The organism is Agromyces lapidis (genome assembly GCF_009749405.1).
Lineage (GTDB): Bacteria > Actinomycetota > Actinomycetes > Actinomycetales > Microbacteriaceae > Agromyces > Agromyces lapidis.
The window spans coordinates 209121-235313 of record NZ_WBIQ01000008.1 but is presented as its reverse complement, the minus strand read 5'-3'; the positions used below and the strand labels follow the sequence as shown (position 1 = coordinate 235313).

General features: G+C 71.9%; 17 protein-coding genes and 2 tRNA genes. 8 read left to right on the top strand and 11 right to left on the bottom strand.

Annotated elements, in window-relative coordinates; all coding sequences use genetic code 11:
• Positions 1–166 precede the first annotated feature (166 nt).
• A complete protein-coding gene (locus GQQ93_RS13910) occupies positions 167–625 on the top strand; it encodes a hypothetical protein (protein ID WP_157424827.1) in 459 nt (152 codons plus the stop codon).
• 300 nt (positions 626–925) lie between these two features.
• Here GQQ93_RS13910 and GQQ93_RS13905 read toward each other — a convergent pair.
• Positions 926–1002: transfer RNA gene (locus GQQ93_RS13905), tRNA-Met, on the bottom strand.
• A 175-nt stretch (positions 1003–1177) separates the two neighbouring features.
• A tRNA-Met gene (locus GQQ93_RS13900) sits at positions 1178–1251 on the bottom strand.
• A 282-nt stretch (positions 1252–1533) separates the two neighbouring features.
• Here GQQ93_RS13900 and GQQ93_RS13895 point away from each other — a divergent pair.
• Positions 1534–2886 carry a glycoside hydrolase family 18 protein gene (locus tag GQQ93_RS13895; RefSeq protein WP_157424826.1) on the top strand — a complete coding sequence of 451 codons (1353 nt, stop codon included), beginning with the start codon at positions 1534–1536 and terminating at the stop codon, positions 2884–2886.
• Between the two features lie 142 nt (positions 2887–3028).
• On the opposite strand, the gene GQQ93_RS13890 is transcribed toward GQQ93_RS13895, so the two are convergent.
• Genes GQQ93_RS13890 through GQQ93_RS13880 form a run of 3 tightly spaced genes read right to left on the bottom strand, consistent with a single transcriptional unit; the run spans position 3029 to position 8010 of the window.
• Positions 3029–3889, bottom strand: a complete 861-nt coding sequence (locus tag GQQ93_RS13890) for a class I SAM-dependent methyltransferase (protein WP_157424825.1) — start codon at positions 3887–3889, stop codon at positions 3029–3031.
• The gene (locus GQQ93_RS13885) at positions 3886–6867 is read right to left on the bottom strand and encodes a UPF0182 family membrane protein (RefSeq protein ID WP_212277346.1); all 2982 of its coding nucleotides are present in this window, start codon (positions 6865–6867) and stop codon (positions 3886–3888) included. The genes GQQ93_RS13890 and GQQ93_RS13885 overlap by 4 nt, the downstream gene beginning before the upstream one ends.
• A 30-nt stretch (positions 6868–6897) precedes the next feature.
• On the bottom strand, positions 6898–8010 hold the full coding sequence (locus tag GQQ93_RS13880) for a YlbL family protein (RefSeq protein WP_157424824.1): 1113 nt from the start codon (positions 8008–8010) through the stop codon (positions 6898–6900).
• A gap of 191 nt (positions 8011–8201) precedes the next feature.
• Between GQQ93_RS13880 and GQQ93_RS13875 the strand changes: the two genes are divergently transcribed.
• Positions 8202–9578: a zinc-dependent metalloprotease gene (locus GQQ93_RS13875; protein WP_376863223.1), complete on the top strand. Its 1377-nt coding sequence runs from the start codon at positions 8202–8204 to the stop codon at positions 9576–9578.
• Between the two features lie 832 nt (positions 9579–10410).
• Here GQQ93_RS13875 and GQQ93_RS13870 read toward each other — a convergent pair.
• Complete coding sequence (locus tag GQQ93_RS13870; protein ID WP_246192327.1) at positions 10411–12204, bottom strand: ATP-dependent helicase; 1794 nt, start codon at positions 12202–12204, stop codon at positions 10411–10413.
• Entirely contained in the window at positions 12189–13148 is a 960-nt protein-coding gene (gene nudC, locus GQQ93_RS13865; RefSeq protein WP_157424823.1) for an NAD(+) diphosphatase, read from the bottom strand. The genes GQQ93_RS13870 and nudC overlap by 16 nt, the downstream gene beginning before the upstream one ends.
• 87 nt (positions 13149–13235) lie before the next feature.
• Here nudC and GQQ93_RS13860 point away from each other — a divergent pair, with 87 nt between their 5' ends.
• Complete coding sequence (locus GQQ93_RS13860) at positions 13236–14498, top strand: phosphotransferase (RefSeq protein ID WP_212277345.1); 1263 nt, start codon at positions 13236–13238, stop codon at positions 14496–14498.
• On the opposite strand, the gene GQQ93_RS13855 is transcribed toward GQQ93_RS13860, so the two are convergent.
• Together GQQ93_RS13855 and GQQ93_RS13850 are read right to left on the bottom strand one after the other, a co-directional pair.
• Positions 14411–17803, bottom strand: a complete 3393-nt coding sequence (locus tag GQQ93_RS13855; RefSeq protein ID WP_246192326.1) for an ATP-dependent helicase — start codon at positions 17801–17803, stop codon at positions 14411–14413. The two genes, GQQ93_RS13860 and GQQ93_RS13855, sit on opposite strands and share 88 nt — an antisense overlap.
• Positions 17800–20973, bottom strand: coding sequence for a UrvD/REP family ATP-dependent DNA helicase (locus GQQ93_RS13850; RefSeq protein ID WP_157424822.1), 3174 nt, complete (start codon positions 20971–20973; stop codon positions 17800–17802). The genes GQQ93_RS13855 and GQQ93_RS13850 overlap by 4 nt, the downstream gene beginning before the upstream one ends.
• Positions 20974–21066: 93 nt before the next feature.
• On the opposite strand from GQQ93_RS13850, the gene GQQ93_RS13845 reads away from it, so the two are divergent.
• Together GQQ93_RS13845 and GQQ93_RS13840 are read left to right on the top strand one after the other, a co-directional pair.
• The gene (locus tag GQQ93_RS13845) at positions 21067–21291 is read left to right on the top strand and encodes a DUF3107 domain-containing protein (protein WP_157424821.1); all 225 of its coding nucleotides are present in this window, start codon (positions 21067–21069) and stop codon (positions 21289–21291) included.
• A 2-nt stretch (positions 21292–21293) separates the two neighbouring features.
• Positions 21294–21599: a hypothetical protein gene (locus GQQ93_RS13840; protein ID WP_157424820.1), complete on the top strand. Its 306-nt coding sequence runs from the start codon at positions 21294–21296 to the stop codon at positions 21597–21599.
• 66 nt (positions 21600–21665) lie between these two features.
• Here GQQ93_RS13840 and GQQ93_RS13835 read toward each other — a convergent pair whose 3' ends face one another.
• Positions 21666–22385, bottom strand: coding sequence for a ferritin-like fold-containing protein (locus GQQ93_RS13835; RefSeq protein ID WP_246192325.1), 720 nt, complete (start codon positions 22383–22385; stop codon positions 21666–21668).
• A 145-nt stretch (positions 22386–22530) separates the two neighbouring features.
• On the opposite strand from GQQ93_RS13835, the gene GQQ93_RS13830 reads away from it, so the two are divergent.
• Positions 22531–24060, top strand: a complete 1530-nt coding sequence (locus GQQ93_RS13830; protein WP_157424819.1) for a DEAD/DEAH box helicase — start codon at positions 22531–22533, stop codon at positions 24058–24060.
• Positions 24061–24171: 111 nt separating this feature from the next.
• On the opposite strand, the gene GQQ93_RS13825 is transcribed toward GQQ93_RS13830, so the two are convergent.
• Positions 24172–25059 carry a PHP domain-containing protein gene (locus GQQ93_RS13825; protein ID WP_157424818.1) on the bottom strand — a complete coding sequence of 296 codons (888 nt, stop codon included), beginning with the start codon at positions 25057–25059 and terminating at the stop codon, positions 24172–24174.
• A gap of 88 nt (positions 25060–25147) precedes the next feature.
• Between GQQ93_RS13825 and GQQ93_RS13820 the strand changes: the two genes are divergently transcribed.
• Positions 25148–26173 carry an endonuclease/exonuclease/phosphatase family protein gene (locus GQQ93_RS13820; protein WP_157424817.1) on the top strand — a complete coding sequence of 342 codons (1026 nt, stop codon included), beginning with the start codon at positions 25148–25150 and terminating at the stop codon, positions 26171–26173.
• Positions 26174–26193 lie beyond the last annotated feature (20 nt).

Genomic DNA, 26193 nt, shown 5'->3' with positions numbered 1-26193 from the left:
CACCAGCGTAGGCCGCGGGCGGAGCGACGGGTACGCGCTGTGCGAACGCGCCGGGCGCGGGCGCCGACATCACCGGCGAGTGAGCAGAAGGCAAAGTCGAGGACACTCACCGCGCCCTGCTCTTCCCAACTGCAGTACTGCAAGTGGTACATGTGATGTGATGGTTATGAACGAGTCATTCCCCGCCTATAGAACGTCTCATTCGACCGGCCCACTCCCGGAGGTCGGCTCGCTGTCGTCGATGACGGTGCATGAACGTCGTCGAGTTGCTGGTCGTGATGACATCGACGAGTCACTTGCGGAGGCTCTGCTCCTTGACCCGGATGAGGAGATCCGCGCGGCGATCCTGTCGACGGCCTGGGTCACGCCTGAATGGCTACGGCGCCTTGTCAAGAGATACCCGGCCGAAATCCAGAACGCGATGCAGCATGAGGAGGCGCCGTCCGAGTTCCTCGAACTTCTGTCGGTCGGCTATACCGGAACACACACAAGGCAACGATTGACTGAACTTCTCGGCGCTGACGCGGATCTGGCCCGGGAATTCCTCGTCGCATGCTCATCAGTCGACTCGAGCGACACCTCCACGACGCTTGGAGACGTTTGGCGGCAGCTCACAGCCGTTTAGAGCCAGCACATCGCCGGAGACGTTCCTGTACGCAGGAAGCCGAGCGCACCGAAGCACCCCCACTCCGCGCGCGTCGACCGAAGTACGCAACCGGCCGGCCGCTGCCTCGACGGCAGCCGGTCTCGCAAGCACCGCCCCAGTAACGCGGCCCAGCACCACAAGTTCGCGCACGAACCTCCGCTGAGAGCGGCCGAGACGGAACACGCACGAATAGCAAGAGGCCGGTACCGAACTTCTTCGATACCGGCCTCTTCAGTGCGATTCTTCGAGAATCGAAACTCGATTCCTCAAGTGCGCCATTGGTTGCGGGGGCAGGATTTGAACCTACGACCTCTGGGTTATGAGCCCAGCGAGCTACCGAACTGCTCCACCCCGCGTCACAAGGAAGAGTCTACACGGCATCGGGGGCAGCTCGAACCGGACGGCGCTCCTGGGCGTCAGAGCGAACGACGCGTCGGGATTCACACCCGCCCGCGTCACATGGCAGCGCCGGATCCGGCAAGACAAAAGGCTCCTGATCGGGTGAAACACCTGATCAGGAGCCTTTCTTTGTTGCGGGGGCAGGATTTGAACCTACGACCTCTGGGTTATGAGCCCAGCGAGCTACCGAACTGCTCCACCCCGCGGCACAAGAGAAAACACTAGCACGGGAAGCCGCCTCGGTCCAATCGAGCCCCTGCCCAGACCCGCCGACGGTCGCAACCGGACCTCGCCCGACGATCGACCCGCCGAACGTGCAGTATCTGCACGCACGGCCGATTCGCTTGGAGGTCTCCACAGCAGGCGCGGGCCTTCGGCCGTGGCATCCGCGAACCTTTGTTAAGACTCTTTCTTTTCGGTCGCTGTGCTTGGTACCGTCTCGCAACCGCCGTAATCGCGGCGGCCGGGACCACGATCGATGAGGATTCATGTCACCACTCCCCCTGCTCCGCGGGGCGGCCGTCGCCGTCGCCGCAACCGCGCTCATCGCCACCGCGGCGACCGCTCCCGCCACCGCCCACCCGCGTCATCAGCCCGAGGGCCCGAGCGAGATCAACGGGTACCGCAGCGTCGGCTACCTGATGGCCGACACCCCCGTCACGCGCGACTTCCAGATCGCCGACCTGCTGAAGAGCGGGGCCATCGAAGACGTCACGCACATCAACTACGCCTTCGGCAACGTCACCGAGAACCTCGTCTGCGAGATCACCGACGTGCCCGGCGAGGGCGACGCGTACAACGACTACCTGCGTCTCGTCTCGCCGCAGGACTCGGTCGACGGCAAGCGCGACCAGAAGAACAGGCACCAGCGCCTCGCCGGCAACTTCAACCAGTTGAAGAAGCTCAAGCAGGCGAGCCCCGACACGAAGGTGCTCATCTCGCTCGGCGGCTGGACCTGGTCCGACCACTTCTCGGCCGCTGCGGCCACCGCCGAGAGCCGCGAGAAGCTCGTCACCTCCTGCCTCGACGTGTACCTGCGCGGCAACCTGCCGAAGGTCGGCGGCCTCGGCGGCGAGGGCGTCGCCGCCGGCATCTTCGACGGCATCGACGTCGACTGGGAGTGGCCGGTCAACGGCGGCGAGACGTCGAACGCGAGCCCAGCCGACCGTGAGAACTTCCTCGCACTCATGGAGGAGTTCCGCCGCCAGCTCGACGCCTACGGCGCCGAGACCGGCGAGGACTACCTGCTCACAGCCTTCGCCCCCGCCGGCGGCTGGAACACCAACGCCGGCGGATGGACCGACCCGCGCCTCTTCGAGGTCGTCGACTTCCTGAACATCCAGGGCTACGACTACGCGGGCGGATGGACCGGCAACACCGGCCACCAGGGCAACCTCCACCCCGACGGGGCGAACAACTGGGGCCTCGCCCTCGACAACGCCGTGGGCCTGTACACCGCCGCAGGGGCCCGCCCCGATCAGCTGAACCTCGGCATCCCGGCCTACGGTCAGGGCTGGACGAACGTGACCGTCGGCGACCGCGCCGTCTGGACGCCCGACCCCACCGTGACCTCGATCGGCACGAAGCCCTACTCCGAGATCCGCTCGATCGGACAGGGGTACTACGACCCCGCGCTGGGCGCGTCGTGGCGCTACGACGCCGTGAGCGGCCAGTGGTGGAGCCTCGACGACCCGAAGTCGGTGCAGCAGAAGGCCGAATGGCTCGCCGAACAGGGCTTCGGCGGTGCGATGTGGTGGGACCTCTCGGGCGACTACCGCAATGAGCTCGGCTCGACCCTCGGCGACACGCTGCGTGCCGCCGAGGAGGGTCCGCTCGACTGATCCACCCCGAGCACAGCGGATGCCTCGGAGCGGACTCGCTCCGAGGCATCCGTTTTGTTCGGGATCGTGGTCTCGATACGCTGCGCTACTCGACCGACGCTGCCGTGGCCTCGAGACGCTGCGCTACTCGACCGACGCTGCGCTACTCGGCCGAGGGAGTGCGCGCGACGAGCTCGTACGAGAGCGGCAGCCAGCGTTCGGCCGGCCAGCCGAACATGCCCTCGCCGAGCTCGACCGTCGCCGGGAACACCTTCCACGGCACCGAGTAGTGCTCGGTGAACGCCTCGAGCTCGAGTCCCGCATCGCGGAGCGCGCCGAGCACCTCGTCGATCGGATGCGCCCACTCCCAGGTGCGCGCGTGCTCGAGCCGCGCGTCAGGGTCGGCGTAGTCACCGGGATCGTCGAGGACCTCGGGCTTCTCGCTCTGGTAGGCGTACTTGATCGACGGCAGACCGCCGGGCCCGTCGTCGCCGTCGAAGACCATCGCGGTCGGATGCCCCTCCGCGAAGTACAGGCGGCCGCCGGGCTTCAGGTACCAGGCGACGATCCGCGCCCACTCGGCGACGTCGGGCAGCCAGTTGATGGTGCCCCACGTTGCGAACACGAGGTCGAACGACTCGGGCTCGGGCAGCATGTGCCGCGCGTCGTACACGTTCGCCTCGATGAATCGGGCGCGATCGGCGACGCCGATCTCGGCGGCCATGCGCCGCGCCTCGGCGACCGCCGCGGGCGAGAAGTCGATGCCGACGACGTTCGCCCCGCGGTTCACGAGCGAGAGCGAGTCGGAGCCGAAGTGGCACTGCAGGTGCAGCACGCGCACGCCCTCGAGCCCCTCGGGGAAGAGCCGTTCGATGCCCGCTCGCGCGATCGGGTCGAGCACTCCCCCGCCCGCGCGGAGCGGCGCCTGGTCGTAGAACGTGCTCGCGAGGTGCACACCGACCCGCTCGTCCCACCCGGCCCGATTGTCGTCGAGCCAGTCGCCCGCACGCAGTTCGACGCTCATTCGCGGCCGGAATCCTCGGTGCCGCCGGTGCCGCCCTGCGTCTCGTCGGTGAGCGCGATCATCTTCGAGATCGTCTCGGCGAGCTTCGCGTCTGCGGCGCCGTACGCCACCCAGTCGCCCTCGGCGAGCGCCGCCTGCTTGTCCTTCAGCGCCTGCGCGGCCTGGTTCAGCAGCGCCTGCATCTCGTCGCTCGGCGTCTCGGGCGAGGTCGGAGAACCGCCGTCGCCCTCGCCGTCACCCGGCGCGGGGGTCTCTCCCGGCTCCACCTCGTTGTCGCCCGCCGACGCACCCGAGTCGCCGCCGAACAGCACGTCGAGCGCCTGGTCGAGGGTGTCCTGGAAGGCGATCTGGTCGCCGAAGGCGACGAGCACCTTCTGCAGCAGCGGGTAGCTCGTGTCACCCGTCGACTTCACGTAGACCGGCTGCACGTAGAGCAGGCCGCCGCCGACCGGCACCGTGAGCAGGTTGCCGTTGATGACGTCGGACTGGCCCTGCTTCAGCAGGTTCAGCGACTGCGAGACGCTCGGATCGGAGTTGAACTTCGCCTGCACCTGACCCGGCCCTGGCACGTTGTCGTCTTCGGGGAGGGTCAGCAGCCTGAGCTTGCCGTAGCCATCGGAGCGTTCGCCGTCGGCGGCCCCGGCATCGGAGTCGACGGCGAGGTAGCCGCGCAGCACGTTGCGACTCTCGTCGCCTCGTGCCTCGGGAATGAACGTCGAGTACAGCGAGTACGCGGGCGCGTCCTGCCCGGGCATCTGCATCGTCAGGTAGTACGGCGGCTGCAGCAGCGCGGTGTTCGCGCCGGCCGTCGGGTCCTTCGGCGTCGTCCAGGCGTCTTCGCGCGAGTAGAACGGGCTCGCCTCGGTCACGTGGTAGCGACCGAGCACGGCACGCTGCACCTTGAACAGGTCGGATGGGTAGCGCACATGGGCCATCAGATCGCCCGACATCTTGCTCATCGGCTCGATCGTCGACGGGAAGATCTTCTGCCAGGTCTGGAGGATCGGGTCCTCCTCGTCCCATGCGTACAGCGTCACGGTGCCGTCGTAGGCGTCGACCGTGGCCTTCACCGAGTTGCGGATGTAGTTGATCTCGTCGAACGCCAGCGCCGGAGCGAGCCCCTCGCTGTCGGCGATCGCCTCGCTCATGCTGACCTTGTTCGAGTACGGGTACTGGTCGGAGAGCGTGTAGCCGTCGACGATCCAGACGAGACGGTCGCCGACGATCGACGGGTAGGTCTCGGAGTCGAGCGTCAGGTACGGGGCGACCTTCTGCACGCGCTGGATCGGGTCGCGGTCGTAGAGGATCTGCGAGTCGTCGGTGACCTGGTCGGAGAGGAAGATCTGCTCGGACTGGAACTTGAGCGCGTAGACGAGCTTCGTGAAGATGTTGTCGAGCTTCGGCCCGCCGTCGCCCGAGAAGGTCGTCTGCGTCTGCTCCTCGTTGTCGCTGCCGGCCGGGTAGTCGAGCTCGATGGGCTCGCTGTCTTTCGGGGCACCGACGATCGAGTACTGCGGCGAGTTCTCGCCGAAGTAGACGCGCGGCTCGAATTCGCCGAGCGAACCGGCCTGCGGGATGCCCGACTCGAGGAACACCGGCTGGCCGTCGACCGAGCGCTGGTTGCCGGCCGCAGCCACGAGGCCGTAACCGTGCGTGTACACGAGGTGCGAGTTGTACCAGGTTTCGGCGTCGCCGAGGCCCGAGAGCTTGACGTCGCGCACCGCGACCACCGTGTCCTGCGTGGTGCCGTCGACCTCGTAGCGGTCGACATCGAGCTGCTTCGGGAACTGGTAGTACTGGCGGAACTGCTCGAGCTGCTGGAACGCGGGCGAGATCACGAGCGGGTCCATCAGGCGGATGTTCGCAGTGGTCTCGGCATCGGAGCGGAGCGCGCCCGGCTCGGCGTCGGTCTTCGCCTCGAAGGGGATCTCCTCGACGTCGGCGACGCCGTACGCGTCACGGGTGAGGTCGATGTTGCGCTGGATGAAGGGCGCCTCGAGCGACTTCGCGTTCGGGTCGACCTGGAAGCGCTGCACCACCCACGGGTAGAGCGTGCCGATGAGCAGGCTCGTCACGATGAGGAGCGCCGTGCCGATGAGCGGCAGCCGCCAGCGACCCATCACCGCGGTCACGAAGAAGAGGATCGCGACGACGACGGCGATGCCCGCGAGGATGCCACGGCCCGGAATCGTGGCGTACACGTCGGTGTAGGCGGCACCCGTGATGAGCGAGCCCGACTCGGTGACCGTCGCGTACTGGTCGAGCCAGATGCTGACGCCCTGCAGCAGCAGGTAGAGGCCCGCGGTCACGGCGATCTGGATGCGCGCCGACTTCGAGATGACGACCTCGCGGCCGCTCACCCGGATGGCGCCGTAGAGGTAGTTCGTCGCGACGACGAGCAGCACCGAGAGCAGCACGACCGCCGAGGCGAAGCCGACGACGCTGCGGTAGAAGGGCAGCTCGAACACGAAGAAGCCGACGTCGAAGCCGAACTGCGGGTCGGTCTGGCCGAACGGGGTGCGGTTCAGCCACGCGAGCGTGACCTCCCAGCGGCTCGACGCCGAGACGCCGGCGAAGACGCCGAGCACCACCGGGATGCCGTACATCGCGAGCCGACGCAGGGGCTCGAACACCTCCTGGTAGCGGTCGAGCTGCGAGTTGAGCTTCGCGTAGACCGGACGGGTGCGGTAGGCGATCTGGATCGAGCCCCAGATCGGCAGCGCCATCGCGAGGAACCCGATGACGAACAGCGAGACGCGCGCGATCCACTCGGTGGTCAGCACCGAGAGGAAACCGAGCTGCTGGAACCAGAGCACATCGGTGTAGAGGCCCGCGAACACGAAGAACGCGATCACGAGGACGGCCACCACCCCGATCGTGATCGCGATCGGCGCACGACGGCGCGGGATCCTCGGTTCTTGCGGCTGTGCTGACACTCTCGGCCTCTTGCTTCGGTCGGGATGGGATCGAGACTCCATTTTAGAGTCGCGATGCTTGGAATCTGCTGGTCAGGGCGCGTCGCACGACGGGTAGGAACCCGTCAGCTCGCCGTCTCCGAGGTCTTCGACGATCGCGCGCGCCTGGTCGAGCGTCGTCACGGCGAAGACGGTCATGCCGTCGGGCACGTTGCCGACGACCTCGTCGCAGTTCGATTCGGGCGCGAGGAACCAGTCCGCGTCGGCGCCGTCGGCGCCCCAGAGCTTCTGGCGGATGCCGCCGATCGGCCCCACGGCGCCCGCCGAGTCGATCGTGCCGGTGCCGGCCACGATCTCGCCGCCGGTCATCGCCCCGGGCGTGAGCTCGTCGACGATGCCGAGCGCGAACATCATGCCGGCGCTGGGTCCGCCGACGTCGTCGAGCTGCAGTTCGACGTCGACCGGGAACTCGTAGTGCATGCGCACGCCGACGCCGAGCACGGCGGTGCCGTCGCGGTCGACCGGGGTGACCTCGACGGTCTCGCGCTCGCCGTCGCGATCGATCTCGATCGACGCCGGGGCATCCGTGCCGTGCTCGCGCACCGCCGTCTGCAGCTCGCCGATGGAGTTCACCGGGGTTCCGTCGAGCGAGACGACGACGTCGCCCTCCTCGAGCACGCCCTCGGCGGGCGATCCCTCGAGCAGGCCGACGATCGTCACCTCCCGCGGAAACTCGTAGCCGAGTTCGACGAGCGCGGCGGCGATCGCGTCCTGCTGCGAGTCGACCATCGCCGCCTCGTTCTGCGCGTCGCGGTCCTCGTTGCTGACGCCGGGCGGGAAGACGGCCTCGATCGGCATGACGGTGCGGGTGCCGTCGCCCCATGCCCAGAGCACCTCGAGCCAGTTCGGCGTGTTGCCGGGCCGGCCGACGACCGAGACCGTGAGCAGGTTGAGCTCGCCCTCGGTCGGGTACGTCGTCTCGTCGGGGATCGCGATCAGCGGCACCTCGTCGCCGTCGGCGTTCTCGGCGACGCCGAGGGTGTCGTAGACGGGGCCGGGCTGCTCGATCACGTACGGCGACGGCAGCAGTCCGAACACGATCGCGATGACCGTGGCGACGGTGACGGCGGCCCAACCGATGCGCTCGCGCCGCGAACGCCCACCGCGCTCGGCGGGCGCCGACGAGTCGTCGGTGAAGAGGGCCATCGGGCAGTCCTTTCGCGCCGTGCACGGCGACGGGCCGGTCGCACGCGGCGACGGGCCGAGGTGGAGGAGAGGGCCGACCCGGCGCTGTTCGCGAAGGGCGGACACCCGGATTGCAAGCCTAGGCCATTTCCCAGACGCGACGCCGGATGCCCGCGTTACGGTTGAGGAGACGAGAGCTGGAGGTGGCGCACGTGGCCGATCAACAGGGCGAACCCGGCGACCGGAACCCCGAGGACGAGTTCCGCGACATGCTGCGCGAACTGCTGTCGGGTGCCGGTGGCATCGACCCGACGAGCCTCGCGGGCGCCGCGGGTCTGCCGAACGACCCGGCGAGCGTCGCCGCGCTCTTCGGCCAGCTGCAGCAGGCGATGAACCGCAGCGGCGACGGCATCGACTGGAGCGTCGCGACGCGTCAGGGCGAGGAGCGCGCGGCCACCGGCCAGACGCAGATCTCCGACGCCGACCGCGCCCGCTTCGACCAGGCCTTCCAGGTCGCGTCGCTCTGGCTCGACGAGGCCGTCGACTTCTCCGCTCCCCAGCAGACGCCCGAGGTGATCACCCGGCGCGCGTGGGTCGCCGCGACCATGCCGATCTGGACCCAGCTCGCCGAGCCCGTCGCGCTCTCGATCTCCGACGCGCTCACCCGGGTGATGCTCGAGCAGGCGCCCGAAGAGATGCGCGGCATGATCGAGAACGCGAGCAAGATGCTCCGCGGCATCGGCGGGGCCCTCTTCGCGATGCAGCTCGGGCAGGTCGTCGGCCAGCTGTCGACCGAGGTCGTCTCGGGCGGCGACATCGGCATCCCCCTCCTCGACGACTCGCGCGCGGCGATCCTCCCCCAGAACGCCGCGGTCTTCGGCGAAGGCCTCGACATCCCCGCCGACCAGGTCGAGCTCTACCTCGCCGTCCGCGAACTCGCGCACGCCCGCCTGTTCCGGCACGCGCGCTGGCTGCGACTGCACCTGATCACCGCGATCACCGCGTTCGCGCGCGGCATCGACATCGACACCGAGCGCCTCGAAGAACTGGCCGAGGGCTTCGACCCGTCGAACACCGACGAACTCCGCCAGGCGGTCGTCGGCGGCACGCTGATCCGCCCGAAGAGCGAGGCGCAGCAGGCCGCGCTCGGCCGGCTCGAGACGATGCTCGCGCTCGTCGAGGGCTGGGTCGACCAGGTCACGGCGGATGCCACGGGCCGGCTGCCGCGCACCGACGCCATCGCCGAGTCGATCCGACGCCGTCGGGCCTCCGGCGGACCGGCCGAGTCTGCGTTCGCCACGCTCGTCGGGCTCGAGCTCCGCCCCCGCCGTCTCCGCGACGCGGCGACGATGTGGCGCGCGGTGACCGAGGCCGTCGGCGTCGAGGCGCGCGACGCGCTCTGGGCCCACCCCGACCTGCTGCCGACCTCGGCCGACCTCGACGACCCGAGCGCGCTCGTCGCACGCCTGACCGGAACCGACACGGCCGAGAACGAGGCCGACGACGAGTTCGACCAGGCGCTCGAGCAACTGCTGCGCGGCGAGACCCCGGCCGGCCCCGGCGAAGACGGCGAGACCCCCGCGAGCTGAGGCCCGGCTGCGCTGCGGCCCGGCGCGCGCAGGCGCGTGGGCGAACCCTGTGGAGGGATTCCGACGCGGCGCGGCCCGGTGCGGGATGCTCTCGGCATGTCACCGCGCATCGACCCGGCACTCCCCCTCGTCTGGCGTTCGCCCGACGAGCTCCAGCTCGGCGGCGAAGTGCCGCGCGTCGTCATCCGCGATCCTGGCCCGCTCGAGAACGGGCTCCTCAGCGCGCTCAGGCACGGCGCGAGTCGCGCGACGCTCGAGATCATCGGCCGCGGACTCGGCGGCACGCCCGCCGCGATCGAACGGCTGCTCACGAGCCTCGGACCGGCGTTCGAGGTCGAGGCCGAGGTGGAGGCCCGTGAGGCCGCTGAACCCGCCCGACCGGTGCTGCTCGACACCGACGGCGCGTTCGGCACCCTCCTCGAGCGGCGCCTCACCGAGCTCGGGCACCGGGTGATCGGCGGCGATGGGGTCGAGACGGGCGCGACGACGGCGCCCGCCCTCGTCGTGATCTCGGCGCACTGGGTCATCCCACCCGCCCGCCATCTGCCGTGGCTGCGCGCCGACGTGCCGCACCTCGCGGTCGTCGACGACGAGTCGGGCTGGCGCATCGGTCCGCTCGTCGAGCCCGGGCGAGGTCCGTGCCTCCGCTGCCTCGAACTCGCCCGCCGCGACCGCGACCCGGCCTGGCCGGTCATCGCCGCGCAGCTCGCCGGTCGTCCGGCGCCGCCGCCGGTACGCGGCATCCGCACCCTCGTCGATGCCGCCGCAGCGGCGGCCGCCGTCGTCGACGACCGGCTGCGGTTCGGCGAGACGCCCCTCGTGGGGCGGAGCCTCAGGCTCGGAGCCGCCGGCGACCCGCCGGCTGCGGGCCACCCGCCGCACCCGGAGTGCGGTTGTCGAGCTCCTGGAGGAAGCGCGACGGCTCCCGCTCTCCGCGCTGCCCGTCGCCCAGGCGCGCCCAGCTCAGCTCGAGCCGACGCCGTGCCCGCGTGAGTCCGACGTAGAGCAGGCGGCGCTCCTCGTCGATCGCGTCGAAGCCCTTCGCGTAGCTGATCGGCAGCATCCCCTCGGTGAGGCCGACGAGGTAGACCTCGTCCCACTCGAGCCCCTTCGCCGAGTGGAGGGTCGCGAGGGTCACCACGGCGAGCGCGGGCTCGTGCTGCGCCTCAGCGCGTGCCCGCAGGTCGTCGGCGAACTGGCGGAACGTCGTCCCCTCGGGGGCGTCGTCGACGAGCCGGGCGATCGCGTTGAGCGACTCCCAGCGCGTGCGCACGGCGCCGGGCCCCTCGGGGGCCTGCGCACTCCAGTCGAGCCTGCGCAGCACGTCGCTCACCGACTTGAAGAGCGGCTCGCCCGTGACGGTGAGCGCCGCCGCACGGAGGTGCTGCACCGCTTCACGCACCTCTGGCTGGTCGAAGAAGCGTGCGGCGCCGCGCACCCGCGAGCCGACGCCGACCTCGTCGAGCGCGCGCTCGAGGATCGCGGACTGCGAGTTCACGCGCATCAGCACCGCGATGCCCTCGGGCGCGACGCCCGCGTCGATGCGATCCCTGATGCGGGTCGCCACGCCCCTGGCCTCGGCGAGGTCGGAGGCGTACTCGGTGACGCCAGGCTCGGGCGCCCGCTCGCCGGGCGCGGCGGAGACGAGTCGCAGCGCGCCTTCGCGACCGCGCATGAGCCGGTTCGCCGTGTCGACGATCTGCCCCGTCGATCGGTAGTTGCGTTCGAGGCGCACGACCGTCGCCTCGGCGTAGCGCCGCTCGAATCCGAGCAGGTAGCTGGAACTCGCGCCGGCGAACGAGTAGATGGTCTGGCTCGCGTCGCCGACGACGCAGAGTTCGCTGCGGTCGCCGAGCCAGAGCTCGAGCAGCTGCTGCTGGGCGGGCGAGACATCCTGGTACTCGTCGACGATGAAATGGCGGTAGCTCTCGCGCACCTGCATCGCGACGGATGCCTCGGACTCGATCATTCCGGCGGTGGCGAGCAGCACGTCCTCGAAGTCGAGCATGCGCCGCTCGTCCTTCACCTGCTCGTACGACTCGACGAGCTCGAGGAACTGCTCGGCCGTGAGCCGCCCGGGCGCTCCGCGGCTCGCGAGCCGAGCGGTGTACGACTCGGGCCCCTGCACGCTCACCTTGCGCCATTCGATCTCGGCGGCCACGTCGCGCAGCGTCGCCACGTCGACCTTGAGCTTCACCCGCTCGGCGGCCTGGCCGAGCAGGCGACCCTTGTAGTCGAGCACCCGCGGGGCCGGACCGCCGACGACGATCGGCCAGAAGTGGTTGAGCTGCGCGAGCGCCGCGGCATGGAACGTGCGGGCCCGGACGGCCCCGGCCCCGAGCGCCCCGAGCCGCGCCCGGAGCTCGGCGGCGGCGCGCGAGGTGAAGGTGAGGGCCATGACCCGGGCCGGGTCGTACGCGCCGGAGGCCACGCCGTAGGCGATGCGGTGCGTGATCGCCCGGGTCTTTCCGGTGCCGGCACCGGCGAGCACGCAGACCGGCCCGTGCAGGGCCTCTGCGACGACGCGCTGCTCGGCGTCGAGCCCGTCGAGCAGCGGATCGCCCGTCGCACCGTGGTCGACGAGGTCGAGCGCGCTCGCGTCGGCGCCCGTCACGAGGTCGACCACGCGGGCGAGCGATCGGGTGCCACGACCGGCCCGCCGTACCAGCGCTCGATGAGCCAGCGCGCGATCGAGGTCTCGCCCGGCAGGGTCACGCCGCCCCAAGCCTCGGCCAGCTCGTCGCGGGTGAACCAGCGCAGTTCGAGGATCTCCTCGCCGTCGGGCTTCGCGGTCGCCGGGTCGACGCCCGGTGCGACGCGCGCCTCGAATCCGAGCATGAGGCTCGCGGGGAACGGCCACGGCTGCGAGCCCCGGTACTCGACCCGGTCGACGGCCAGCCCTGCTTCCTCGTGGATCTCACGCACGACGGCGTCTTCGAGGGACTCGCCCGGTTCGACGAACCCGGCGAGCAGCGAGAAGCGCCGCTGCTCCCACAGCGCGTTCGACCCGAGCAGCAGTCGGTCGTCGTCATCGGTGACGAGCACGATCACCGCCGGGTCGGTGCGCGGGAACAGCATGGCGGCATCCCGATCGCAGCGCCTCGCCCAGCCCGCCTGCACCGGTGTCGTCGTCGACCCGCAGCGCGGGCAGAAACCGTGCGCCGCGTGCCAGTTCGCGAGCGCGAGCGCCTCGACGAAGAGCCCGGCGCCGAGTTCGTCGAGCCGGGTCGCCGCGGCGCGGAGCCCGACCCAACGTGCCGCCTCGGGCTCGACGGCCTCGGCCGTCGCATCGTCGACGACGCGCAGCTCGTAGGCTCGCGCGGGGGCGTCGCCACGGCCGAGGTACGCACGCAGCGAACCCGCGGGCGCGTCGGCCGGATGCAGCAGCTCGAGTGCGGGCGCCGAACCCTCGACCTGCTCGGCGAAGAGCGCGCGGTCGCCGTGGACGAGCAGCACCCGCGAGGCGGGATCGGCGTCGAAGTCGTCGAAGATCGCCGGATCCGCGCGCCGCTCGGCGTCGCGATCGATCACGGCGCGCGCGAACGGTGGAGTCGGGCCTTCGTCGTTCACTGCGCCCCTCTCGCTGCCGGATGCGGAGTCGGCGGGAAGGTGTGGCGGTCGCCCGTCGCCGGGAGATGCCTGCTTAAGCTGAATGCCATGGCCAGACCCCCTCTCACTCTAGCCGCGTTGGCCACGGCGGCGGTGCCCGGACTCGAGGTCAGCGCCGCGCGGGCGCACACGCGGCGCAGCCACGGGGCCTTCGACGCCGTCGAGTTCCGCACCACCGACGACCGCCACCTCATCATCCGGGTGCCGCGTTCGCAAGCCGCCGAGTCCGAGCAGTCGGCCGACCTCGTGGCGCTCCGCGCCCTCACGCCGGGTGTTCGCAGCCGCCTCGACTTCGCGGTGCCGTCGTTCATCGGCCAGGCGCCCATCGACGGCACGCGCGCCGTGGTCACCGAGTTCATCCCGGGCGTCGTCTCGACCGCCGACGAGCTGACGGCGCACGAGCGCCTCGCCGAGTCGGTCGGGCTCGCGATCGCGGCGATCCACTCGCTGCCCACCGGTTTCGTCGGCGACGCCGGCCTCCCTCGGCAGGATGCCGCGGAGACGCGCGAATCGGTCGTCGCCCTCATCGGCCGCGCCGCCGACACCGGCCGCCTGCCCGCCGCGCTCCTGCGCCGGTGGGAGGAGGCCACCGACGACGATACGCTCTGGCGGTTCCGCCCGACCGTCGTGCACGGCACGCTCACGGCCGACTCGATCCTGAACGACGGCCAGACCGTGACCGGAGTGCTCGGTTGGTCGGGACTCGCCGAAGGCGACCCCGCTCGAGACCTGCACTGGCTGCTGACATCGCGCGGAGCCGCGGCCGAGCGCGCACTCGGCGCGTACATCGCGGCCCGCGAGGGCGGCGCCGACGCGCACCTGCCGCAGCGCGCCCTGCTCTACGGCGAGCTCGAACTCGCGCGGTGGTTGCTGCACGGCGTCGACGAGCGCGATGACGCCATCGTCGACGATGCCGTGGGCCTCCTCGATGGGCTGGTCGAGAGCGTGCACGATCATTCGAGCGAGTCGCTGTCGCCCGAGACGGGGCCGATCCTCGCGGTCGGCGACGTCGAGCGGCTGCTCGACGAGACCCCGCTCGATCGGCTGCCCGCCGAACGCGGCGGCGCCATGCTCACCGACAGCTACGACTTCTCAGAGCTCGATCGGCACGAGCAGCGGTCGACCGCCGTGCCCCCCATGGATGCCACGGCGCCGATCCCGCTCGACCTCAGCGACTGGGGCGACGCCGCACCCGAAGACGGCCCGGGCGCGGCGACCCGCGATCACGCCCGCGGCGACGACGGTTCGATGGGCGCACCATCTGAGGACGTCACCGACGACCAGGCCCGCCGCAACTCCGCCTCGTCGTAGATCCGGTCGGGCCTGATCACCCGATCGTCTTCGACGAAGTAGAAGACGGCGTCGACGACGGCAGGGTCGACGCCGGCCCAGCTCGCGTACGCGAGGCGGTAGAGGGCGAGCTGCGTCTGCTTGAGCTCGAGGTCGCGCGCGTCGCGCGGGGCCTTGCCCGTCTTCCAGTCGACGACCTGCACCCGGATGCCTCGGGCACCGAGCTCCGACTCGGGGGCGATGTCGTAGACGGCGTCGAGCTTGCAGACGAACACGTTGCCCCCGATCGGCAGATGCAGTTCGAGTTCGACGGCGGCGGGCCTGCGATCGCCCCACTCGGAGGCGGCGAAGGTCGCCTGCAGCGCCCGTAGGCGCTCGGGTTCGACCTCGCCGCGCTCCGGGTCGACCGCGACGGTCTCGTCGCCGTCGGACCCGTCGAGACCGGGCTGCCCGTCGAGATCGTCGATTCCGCCGAACCCGTCGGTGGCGCCGACGCCGTCGGACGCGCCGAACCCGTCAGAGACGCCGAACCCGTCGGCGCCGCCGACCGGGGCGAGGCCGTCGAGCCCGTCGAACGCGTCGACCGGGTCGAGCGAGCGCTGCTCGACCCACTCGTGGAAGAGCGTGCCGATGCGCGTCGCACGGAACGGCCGCTGGGGCATCGGCCGTCGGAGCGCGGCGGCGACCGCGAGCGGATCGTCGACGTAGTCCTTGAACCGCGACGCGGGCACCCGCACCGGGATCTCGGGCGCCTCCGCCGGGTCGTGACGGCGGCGGCGCTCCTCGAGCAGCAGTCGGAGCTCGTCGGAGAGCCTCGGGCCGATGCCCGCACCGCTCGGCCGCAAGGCGGCGGCGCGCACGGCCTCGGCCGCGGCCTCGACCGCCGCGCGCCGGTGACCGAGCGGGTCGAGCGGCCAGCTGACCCGCTCGGCGGTGCCGGTGCGCGGGTTCTCGTCATGCTCGGGCGCCCCGGGCAGAACATCGATCGACACGACGCCCGCCTGCACGAGCTCGCGGAGGAACGGGCTCGGCTGCCGCGGCGCCTTCTGCGTCGACCACCACGAGCCGCTGAGCAGCAGCTCGGCGCGGGCCCGGGTCAGCGCCACGTAGGCGAGCCGTCGCTCCTCCTCGGCGTGGCGCTCGCGGTTCTCGTCGGCGAACGCCGAGACGGCGGCGTCGAACTCGGCCTGGCTCTGCGCGCCGCGCCACTGCAGCTCGGGGAGCTCGTCGGCGTCGCCCTTGAACTCGTTCGGCAGCTCGCCGAACGCGAGCCATCCCTTCGTCGAGCGCGGCTTCGACGGCACCTCGGCATCCACCATGCGCGGAATCGCCACGAGGTCCCACTCGAGCCCCTTCGAGCCGTGGATCGAGAGCACCTGCACGGCACCCGGCTCGGGTTCGTCTTGACGGGGCGAGAGCCGGTCGCGCTGCTCGGCTTCGGTGAGCCAGGTGAGGAACGCGCCGAGCGTCGGCTGCTCGCTCATCTCGACGAAGCCGATGAGCAGTTCGTCGAACGCCTCGAGGCTCGGTGCGCCGAGGGGCTGCGCGGCGTTCGCCGCCACTTCGAGGTCGAGCAGCAACTCCTGCTGCACGAGGCTCACGAAGTCGATGAGCCCGAGGCCGGCCCGCCGCCGGAGCGCCTGCAGCTGGGCACCCGCTCGACGCATACGTGCGAGCCCCGTCTCGCTGAAGCCGCGCAGCGCGGAGTGCTCGTCGGGAGCGGTGAGCAGGAAGTCGAGCGCGTCGACGATCGAGGGCGACTCGTCGACGGCGATCGAGGTGCGAAGGCCCCGGCGCACCTCGTCGGCCAGGCGCCGGCTCGCGAGGTCGCGGTCGGCGAGCCACTTCGCGAGCGAGCGCAGGGCGTCGAGGTCGGCCGGGCCGATGCGCCAGCGCGCACCGCCGAGCACCCGCACGAGCTCGGACCCGGCGGAGGGGTCGTGCACCACGCGGAGGACGCACACGAGGTCGGCGATCACCGGTTGGTCGAGCAGCCCCGCCATGCCGAGCACGTGCACCGGCACCCCCCGCGCGCGCAGAGCCTCGGTGAAGACGTCGACGTTGGCGAAGGTTCGGCAGAGCAGCGCCCCGCTCGCCGCCTCGCCACCGCGGCCGAGACGCCTGGCGAACCAGTCGGCGACCGCGGCCGCTTCGTCGTCGATGGTCTCGCTCCAGCTCACGTCGAGGCGGCCCGGCCCGGCGAACGGCGACGCGCTGAGCGGCGCCTTCGGGATGCCGGCGTCGAGCGGGGCGATGAGCGCGTTGGCCGCGTCGAGCACGATGCGGGGATTGCGCCAGCTCGTCGACAGGTCGTACACCGCGGCCTCGTCGCCCACGGCGAAATCGCGCCCGAAGCGCGCGAGGTTCGCGGCACTGGCACCGCGCCAGCCGTAGATCGACTGGTCGGGGTCGCCGACCGCCATCACCGCGTGGCCGCCGAAGAGCACCGACAGCAGGCGCGTCTGCACGACGCTCGTGTCCTGGTACTCGTCGAGCAGGACCGTGCGGTATCGCTCGCGGTGCGCGGCGACGACCTCGGGGTGCCGTTCGCAGATCGCGAGCGCGAGCGAGACCTGGTCGGAGAATTCGACGAAGCCGCGCTGCTGCTTGACCGTCGCGTACGCGTCGGCGAGTTCGAGCAGCGGCGGCAACGCGCCGACGACGCCCAGTGCGTCGACGAAGGAGGCGAAGTCGGTGCGCTTGCGCGGCGCCTCGATCGGAAGCCCCTCCATCTGCAGGAAGTCGCGCACCATGACGCGCACATCGCGGCTGTCGGCGACGTTCTCGGCGAGGGCCCGGCTGAGGCCGAGCACCGCACCGGTGACCTTCTCGAGCGAAGCGTCGAGCTCGACCAGCCGCGGGTCGGCGGAGGCTGCGACCACCGTGCGCGCGAGCTGCCAGGCGGCCGCCTCGCCGAGCACCGAGGCGTCGGGCTCGCGCCCGATGAGCATCGCGTGCTCGCGGTAGATCGAGCTCGCGAACGCGTTGTACGTGCCGACCGCGGCCGACTCGATCGGGTCGAGCGCGACGGCCGCGATGCCCTCGTCGACGAGCTGCGCCACCCGCTCGCGCACGCGCTCGGCCAGTTCGCCCGCCGCCTTGCGGGTGAAGGTGAGCCCGAGCACCTCGGGCACCTCGACGTGCCCGTTCGCGAGCAGCCAGACCACGCGGTTCGCCATCGTCTCGGTCTTGCCGCTGCCGGCTCCGGCGACGACGATGCTCTGGCCGCGCGGATCGGCCTCGATGACCGCGCGCTGCTCGGGCGTCGGCGCATGCAGTCCGAGGCGGGTGGCGATCTCGAGCGCGCTCAGCGCCCCGCCGCTCATGCCGACACCGCCGGAACGAGGTGGACGCGATACTGCCAGGCACCGAAGCGCGACCCGAAGCCGAGCTCGGCGGGGCCGTCGAACGCGCCGCCGGCCATCGTCTGCGCGACCGCCTCGAGACGCTCGCGGAACAGCGCCTCGGCCTCGTCGTCGAACGGTTGCTGCGCCCGCTCGGTGTAGCCCTTGCCTGAGGCCGGCTTCGCGAGGTAGACGAGCTTCGCCCCGCCGAGGTGGCCGCGGTTCGGCACCGCGCCGGCTCGTGCGGCCAGCTGGTATGCGGCGAGCTGCGGGTGCGCGGCGGTCTGCGCCGCGGTCGGCGGGGTGCGCCCGGTCTTCAGGTCGACGATCACCGTCGTGCCGTCGGCGGAGGCCTCGACCCGGTCGATCGTGCCCGTGATGCGCACCCGCCCGACCTCGAGCGTGAAGCGCCCCTCGGCCTCGAGCAGCACCTTGCCGTCGTCGGCGAAGCCCGCGAGGTAGTCGGCCGCGCCCTCGGCCATGCGCCGGGCACCGCGCCGCTCGCGTTCGGCGACCCACCCCGCCTCGAAGCGGACCTCGCGCAGGCGCTCCTCGACGCCCGCCCACAGCGCCTCGATGCTCGTGTCGCCGTCGTCTCGCGCACCGGCCTCTTCGACCACGGCGTGCACGATCGTGCCGATCGAAGCGGCGATGCCCGACGGCGGCGAAGCCACGTGGTCGATGAACCAGCCGAGCGGCGACTCCTCGACGCGATCGATCTGCGACGGGGAGACGGCGACGACCGCCTCGGGATCGCCGGCGAGATCGACGAGCGGGGCGGTCGTCGAGGCAGTCGCGAGCCCGTACCAGTCGTCGGGGTGGGCGCCCGGCACGCCGGCCTCGGCGAGCAGCGCGAGCGCGGCCGGCGCCTCGCCGGCCGGCGAGGAGACCGTCTCGCGCCGGAGCGCCCCCACGAGCCCCCGCAGGTGCAGCGGGCGGCCGCGCGGCGCGCGCAGTCGGTCGGGCGCGTAGCCCATGAGCATCGAGGGCTGTTCGTCGTCGTTGGCGGTGCAGCTGAGCACGAGTTGGCGTTCGGCGCGCGAGGCGGCGAGCGCGAACAGGCGCAGTTCGTCGCTGCGCACTGCGACGCGGGCCTCGGGCACCGACTCGACCGTCGGCAGCGGAGCGCCCGCGCGCACGGCCGCGGCGGTGCGCGCGAGAAGACCCGCGTGCAGCAGGGTGCCGCGGGGTCGGAGGTTCGGCCAGACGCCGTCTTGCAGCCCCGCCACGACGACGACCGCGAACGAACGCCCGATGAGCGCCGGCGGAGTCGTCACCAGCACCGTCTCGGCGCTGCGTTGCGGCGCGAGCGAGTCTTCGGGGAGTTCGCTCGCGAACACCTCGTCGACGAAGCGCACGGCCGGCGCGTCGGGCTCGCGCTCGACGAACCGCTGCGCGGCGGCGAAGAGGGCCACTGCTGCGTCGAGCGAGCGGTTCGCCTCATCGGCGAGCACGCCCGTGCCGGCCGCCTGCGCACCCCACTCGGCGGCGAGCCCGCTGCCCTCCCACAGCGCCCAGAGCAGCTCTTCGACGGTGCGTCCGCGCGCCGCCTCGGCACGGGCGGAGGCGACCAGCTTCGCGAGGCGCGCGGCGCGCCGGGCAGGTGCGGCGTCGATCGAGTCGAAGCCGCCCGGTGCGCCGAGGGCTTCGACGAGGAGCTCGTCACCCGTGCGGTCGCCGCCGTTCGCGAGCTCTTCGTGGCGGAGGGCGAGCCGCAGGCGTCGGAGACCGACCCCGTCGAGCCGCCCGATCGGCCCGGTGAGCAGTGCGACCGCGAGTTCGGCGGTGAGCGGTTCGCGATCGAGCACGAGCGAGGCGGCCGTGAGCAGCGCCGCCGCGGCCGGGGCGTCGCGCAGGGCGGTGCGCGCGGCGCTGCCGGCGGTCGGCACCTCGGCGAGCGCGAGTCCGCGCTCGAAGGCCGGCACGTCGCCGCCGGAGCGCAGGACGACGGCCATCTCGGACCAGGGCACCCCGTCGAGCAGGTGGCGCTCTCGCAGCACGGCCGCGACGGCGCGGCACTCGGCCGCGTGCGAGGGCGCCTCGACGCCGACGACCGGCGCGAGCGGCGGACGCGCGGCCGCAGCAGGGCCGCTCTGCCCGGTCTCCGCCGGGGAACCGGCCGCAGCACCTCGTCCGGCCTCGGATGCCGACGACGCGGGCACCGTGGCGACACGGTGGGCACCGCCGAGCGCCGCACCGATGTGCGCCGTCGCGGACTGCACGACCGCGCGGAGCTCGGCGGTGCCGCGGTGCACGACGGGCAGCGCGTGACGCTCGACCGGGGCGCCGTCGAGCACGTTCGAGAGCGCCCCGAGCAGCTCGGGGCGCCCGCCGCGGAATCCGTTGCTCGCGACGTCGGGGTCGCCGATCGCGATCACCTGCACGCCGCGGGCGGCGAAGGCGCCGAGGAGCGCGGCGGTCGCCTCGGTGGCCTCCTGCGCATCGTCGACGACGATGAGCCTGAGCCGTGCGAGCAGGCCGAGCGCGGCCGCGGCGTCGGCGTCGTCGGGGCTGCGGCGCACGACCGCCGCCGCGAAGGCCGCGAGCTCGGCCGAGTCGAACTGGTTCGGACGCAGCTGGGCCTTGACCTCGTCGTACTCGGCGAGGAAGTCGGCGGCCGCCACCCACTCGGGGCGCTCGCAGCGCCGGCCGAGCCGGGCGAGCGTCTCGGCGTCGACGCCGTGCTCGACGGCGCGCATGAGCAGGTCGCGCAGCTCGGTGCGGAACCCGCGCAGCACCCGCACCTCGGGCGTCAGCGGGTCGGGCCACTCGGGGCCGAACCCGTCGCGGATGCCGCCGTCGAGGAGCTCGCCGACGATGTGGTCGTGCTCGGCGCCCGTGAGCAGGGTCACCGAGGCGCCCGTGTACGCGCGCACGAGCTGGAAGGCGATGGAGTTGGCGGTGCGGGCGAGCGGGCCGCGCGTCGTGAGGCCGAGGCGCACGGCGAGCGCGTCGCGGAGCGCGGTCGCCGCGGTGCGGGTCGCCGAGACGACGAGCACCTCGTCGCTCGAGTGGCCGAGCCGTTCGATGCGATCGGCGACGAGCTCGATCGCAAGGCTCGTCTTGCCGCTGCCGGGGGCGCCGAAGACCGCCGCGTGGCCGCCACCCGAGAGGTTTCGGACGAGGTCTGGAACGGTTCGGGTGCCCTGCATGTCGGCAACGTTAACCCGTTCCGCCGACAGTGAACGCGAACGGCTCGGCACGGCACGATGTGTAGGGTTTGAGCAAGAGCAGAAAGGCGCACCGTGGACGTTCGCATCGGCATCCAGAACTCCCCCCGTGAACTCGGGTTCGAGACCTCGCAGTCGGCCGCAGAGGTCGAGCAGGCCGTCGCGGCGGCCCTCGCCGGGCAGTCTCCGCTCCTGAAGCTCTCCGACGACAAGGGCACCGTCTTCGTGGTCCCCGCCGCAGCGCTCGCCTACGTCGAGATCGGCTCCGAGGAGTCGCGTCGCGTCGGTTTCGTCGCCTGACGATGGAACTCCTCTTCGTCACGCTCGGCGGAGCCATCCTCGGCCTCGCCGCGCACTTCGTCTTCCCGTACCGCCAGATGCGGGGCGTCGCACTCGTGCCGTCGATCGGTGCGGCCGTCGCCGCCGTCGTGTGGGTTGCGCTGACCTGGCTCGGCTGGGCGTGGGACGGCGGCTGGATCTGGGTCGTCGCGCTCGTCGCGTCCGGCCTCGCGTCGGCGGCCGCCGGGTACCTCATCGGTCCGGGCCGCCAGAAGGCGGACGCCGTGCTCTTCGAGCGCCTCTCGCGGCCGGGCGTCAGCCGCGCCTGACCCGGTACGTCCGGGTGATCGCCCCGGATACCGAGCCGCCGGCCCGGTGACCGGCGGTGCGCCGTCTCAGGCGGTGAGGCCGAGCGCGTCCATGCGACGCGTGTGCTCGGCGATCAGCTCGGTGAAGACCGGCTCGACCCGGTCGCCGGCGGTGCGATCGGCCGAGTCGGAGGCGCGCAGCGCCGAACGGGCGATGAGCAGGGTGTCGCCGACGATGCTGCGGCCCCACAGCGCGAGGCGGTCGGCGAGGCCGGGCTCCGCCGCGATCGCGGCACGCAGTTCGGCGTCGAGCACCTCGCCGATGCCGCCGCCCGCGAGGATTCCGCGGACCCGCGTGCTGAGCCCCGTCGGCAGGCCGGCGGCGAGACGCGAGAAGTAGTCGTCGAGCATGCCCGAGGTGACGTGCACGCCGAGCAGCAGCTCGTGCCAGTCGGCGCCGGCCGTCGACTCGCCGAGCCGGTCGGTCGCCGGCGCGAACGGCACCATGACCGCCTCGGGTTCGACGTCGAGGTGGCGCAGTTCTGCGATGAGCTCGTGGTGCCGGCGGAGGGCGACGCCCGCCGCGGCGCTCAGCCCCTCCTTCGAGCGCATCGAGGGCGCGCCGATGACGGCCGTCGAGAGGCTCTCGAAGAACTCGAGCTGGATGTACGCGGCCTGCCCGAGGAACGGCACCGGCTCGGGCACGAGCTCGGTGAAGTCGACCTTGGTGACCTCCGTCGGGGCGACCCGGGGTCGCAGCCGCGGAAGCTCGGGACGCGCACCGCGCCTGCTGGACCAGAACACCACGAAGACAGCCTATCCGAGGCGCACAGGCACTCTCCGATAGGGTGTAAGGGCATGCGGACATCGGAGCCGCGGCCGTGCGCCCGGGGTTGAAGTCGAGGCGCACCTCACGACCTTCATTCTCGAAGCACGACCGACAGGCAGATTTGTGACCACTTTCACCGACCTCGGCATCGCGTCCGACATCGTCGACGCCCTCACCGGGAAGGGCATCATCGATGCCTTCCCCATCCAGGAGCAGACCATCCCCCTCGCCCTCTCGGGCCAGGACATCATCGGCCAGGCCAAGACCGGCACCGGCAAGACCTTCGGGTTCGGCCTCCCGCTGATCCAGCGTCTCGGCGACGACCCGGCCCCCGGGGTCAAGGCGCTCGTCGTCGTGCCGACCCGCGAACTCGCGGTGCAGGTCTCCGAAGACCTCGAGCTGGCGACCTCGAACCGTCCGACCAAGATCGTCTCGATCTACGGCGGCAAGGCGTACGAGGGCCAGATCGAGCAGATCAAGGCCGGCGCGCAGATCGTCGTCGGCACCCCGGGGCGCCTCCTCGACCTGGCGAGCCAGCGCCTCCTGAACCTCGGCGAGGTGCAGGAGATCGTGCTCGACGAGGCCGACAAGATGCTCGACCTCGGCTTCCTCTCCGACATCGAGAAGATCTTCTCGAAGGTGCCCGCCGTGCGTCACACCATGCTCTTCTCGGCGACCATGCCCGGCCCGATCGTCGCGCTCGCGCGTCGCTTCATGTCGAAGCCGATCCACATCCGCGCGAACGACCCCGACGAGGGCCTCACGCAGGCGAACATCAAGCACCTCGTGTACCGCGCGCACTCGCTCGACAAAGACGAGGTGATCGCGCGCATCCTCCAGGCCGACGGTCGCGGCAAGACGGTCATCTTCACGCGCACGAAGCGCGCGGCGGCAAAGCTCGTCGAAGAGCTCAACGACCGCGGCTTCAACGCCGCGGCCGTGCACGGCGACCTCAACCAGGACCAGCGCGAGCGCGCGATGGCCGCCTTCAAGGCCGGCAAGAAAGACGTGCTCATCGCCACGGATGTCGCGGCGCGAGGCATCGACGTCGACGACGTCACGCATGTGATCAACCACACCATCCCCGACGACGACAAGACCTACCTGCACCGCGCGGGTCGAACGGGTCGTGCGGGCAAGACCGGAATCGCCGTCACGTTCGTCGACTGGGACGACCTGCACAAGTGGGCGCTCATCAACCGCGCCCTCGAGTTCGGCCAGCCCGAGCCGACCGAGACCTACTCCTCGAGCCCGCACCTGTTCAGCGACCTCGACATCCCCGCGGGCACCAAGGGCCGTCTGAAGCCCGCGGCTCCCGCCGCGAGCGCGACGCGTTCGAGCACCGCGGGCCGGAGCGAGCGCGGCGGACGCAACGAGGGCAACGGCGAGCGCCGCGAGGGCGACGGCGAGCGCGCCCCCCGCACCCGCAACCGTCGTCGTACGCGCGCCGGCGAGCCCACCGGCGAGTCGGCGTCGACGCCGGTCGACGCCTCGGGCGAGACCCACGCTGTGAAGGAGCCGGGCACCGGCACCCACGACGGCAAGGGTCACGAGCACCACGACGGCAAGCCGGCCCCGCGCCGTCGCCGCCGTCGCGGCGGTGCCGGACGCAGCGGTGCGGCCGGTTCGGCGCCCGTGGCGCCGCAGGCCTAGGCCGCCGAGGCCCCCGGCCGGGGGCACCAGCTTCTCCACGACGAGCGCGTCGGCACTCCGCACTGCGGAGGTGCCGACGCGCTCCTCCTGTCGGGGCCGGGGATCCGCGGCCTACGGGGCCCGAACGGCAGGCGGCAGCACGGCCTCCGACCCGCGCCCCTCGGCGATGAGGCGCGCCACGACGTCGGGCGCCGTCAGGCACTCCCCGAGACGATTCGTCTTGCCGGTGCCGTGGTAGTCGCTCGACCCGGTGATCGCCAGGCCGAACCGCGCAGCGAGCTCGCGCAGCCTGGGCTTCGCGGCCTCCTGGTTCTCGGGGTGGTCGACCTCGAGCCCGAAGAGCCCGGCGTCGACGAGGCGCGCGAGGCGCTCGGGCGGCACGATCTGTTCGGCGCCGCGGGTGCCGGGGTGCGCGAGCACCGGCACGCCGCCGGCCGCACGGATGAGGCGGACCCCGGTGAGCGGATCGGGCGCGTAGTGCGGCTGCGCGTACCCCGCCCTCGGATGCAGGATTCCGGAGAACGCCGCCGATCGCGTCTCCACATGCCCTCGGGCGACGAGCGCATCCGCGATGTGCGGGCGACCGATCGTCGCGCCCTCGGCGGTCTGGGCGAGCACGTCGTCCCAGCTGAGGTCGTAGTCGCGGCCGATGCGGCGCACGATCTGTTCGGCACGCGTCAGGCGGGATTCGCGGATGCGCGCGGTCTCGGCGAGGAGCGACTCGTCGAGCGGGTCGATGAGATAGCCGAGCAGGTGCACGCTCGCGAAGCCCTCGCGGGTCGACAGCTCCATGCCGGGGATGAGGGCGACGCCCGTCTCGGCGACCGCGGCCGCCGCCTCGGCCCAGCCGCTCGTCGAGTCGTGGTCGGTGAGCGCCACGCCCCAGAGCCCGGCCGCTGCGGCCTGCCGCATGAGCTCGGCCGGCGCCTCCGTCCCGTCCGACACCGTGGAGTGGGTGTGCAGGTCGGCTTCGCCGGGCGCGCCGGGGGCTTCTGACATCCCCCAATGCTATCGATGCCCGAGCGGAGCGACGGGCTCGCGGGATTCACCGGGCGTTCCCAGAGTCGGTGCACCTAGTGTGGGTGGAATGCTCCCCCGCATCTTCGGCTGGGTCATCGTACTCGGCACCGCCGTCGCAGCGCTCATCCTCGCCTGGCCGCAGGCGTTCGGCCTGCAGAACCAGTGGATCGCAGCGCACGTCGTCGCGCTCCGAGGGGTCGCCGCGGTCTGCGGCCTCGTCGTCGCGGTGATCTTCGCGCTCCTCGCGATCCCCCGCCGCTCACGGCGCTTCGCGATCGCGATGGCCGTCGTGTTCGCACTCTTCGCAGGCGCCAACGTGGCGGTGCTCGCGATGCGCGGCGCCGGCAGCGTGGATGCCACGGGCGCCACGCCGCCCGACTCGGTCACCGTGCTGGCGTGGAACACGCTCGGCGAGGTGCCCGACGCGAGCACCATCGCGGACCTCGCCCTCGACGAGGGCGCCGACGTCGTCGTGCTGCCCGAGACCACCGACCCGCTCGGCGAGGAGGTCGCGATCGCGATGCGCGAGGGCGGATCCCCGATGTGGGTGCACACGCTCGCCTACGACGACGTGGCGAAGGCCAGGTCGACGACACTGCTGATCAGCCCCGAGCTCGGCGACTACGAGGTGGTCTCGGCCGAGGCGCCCGGCCCGCCCGGCAACACGAACACCCTGCCGAGCGTCGTGGCCGACCCGGTCTCGGGCGACGGCCCCCGCATCGTCGCCGTGCACGCGGTCGCGCCGATCCGTTGGGAGCTGCGCAACTGGCGCAGCGACCTCGACTGGCTCGCCGAGCAGTGCACGGGCGAGAACGTCATCATGGCGGGCGACTTCAACGCGACGGTCGACCACTTCGCCGGTCGCGGCATCGACGGCGGCGACCTCGGGCGGTGTCGGGATGCCGCGGTCGCGGCCCGCTCGGCGGCGCTCGGCACCTGGCCGGCCAGTGCGCCCGAGCTGCTCGGCAGCCCGATCGACCATGTGATGGCGACGCCCGGCTGGGCGGTGGAGCGCTTCGAGGTGATCGGCAGCCTCGACGACGCGGGCAGCGACCACCGCCCGATCGCGGCCACGCTCGTGCGAGCCGGCTGAGTCGCTCAGGCGGTTCGGCT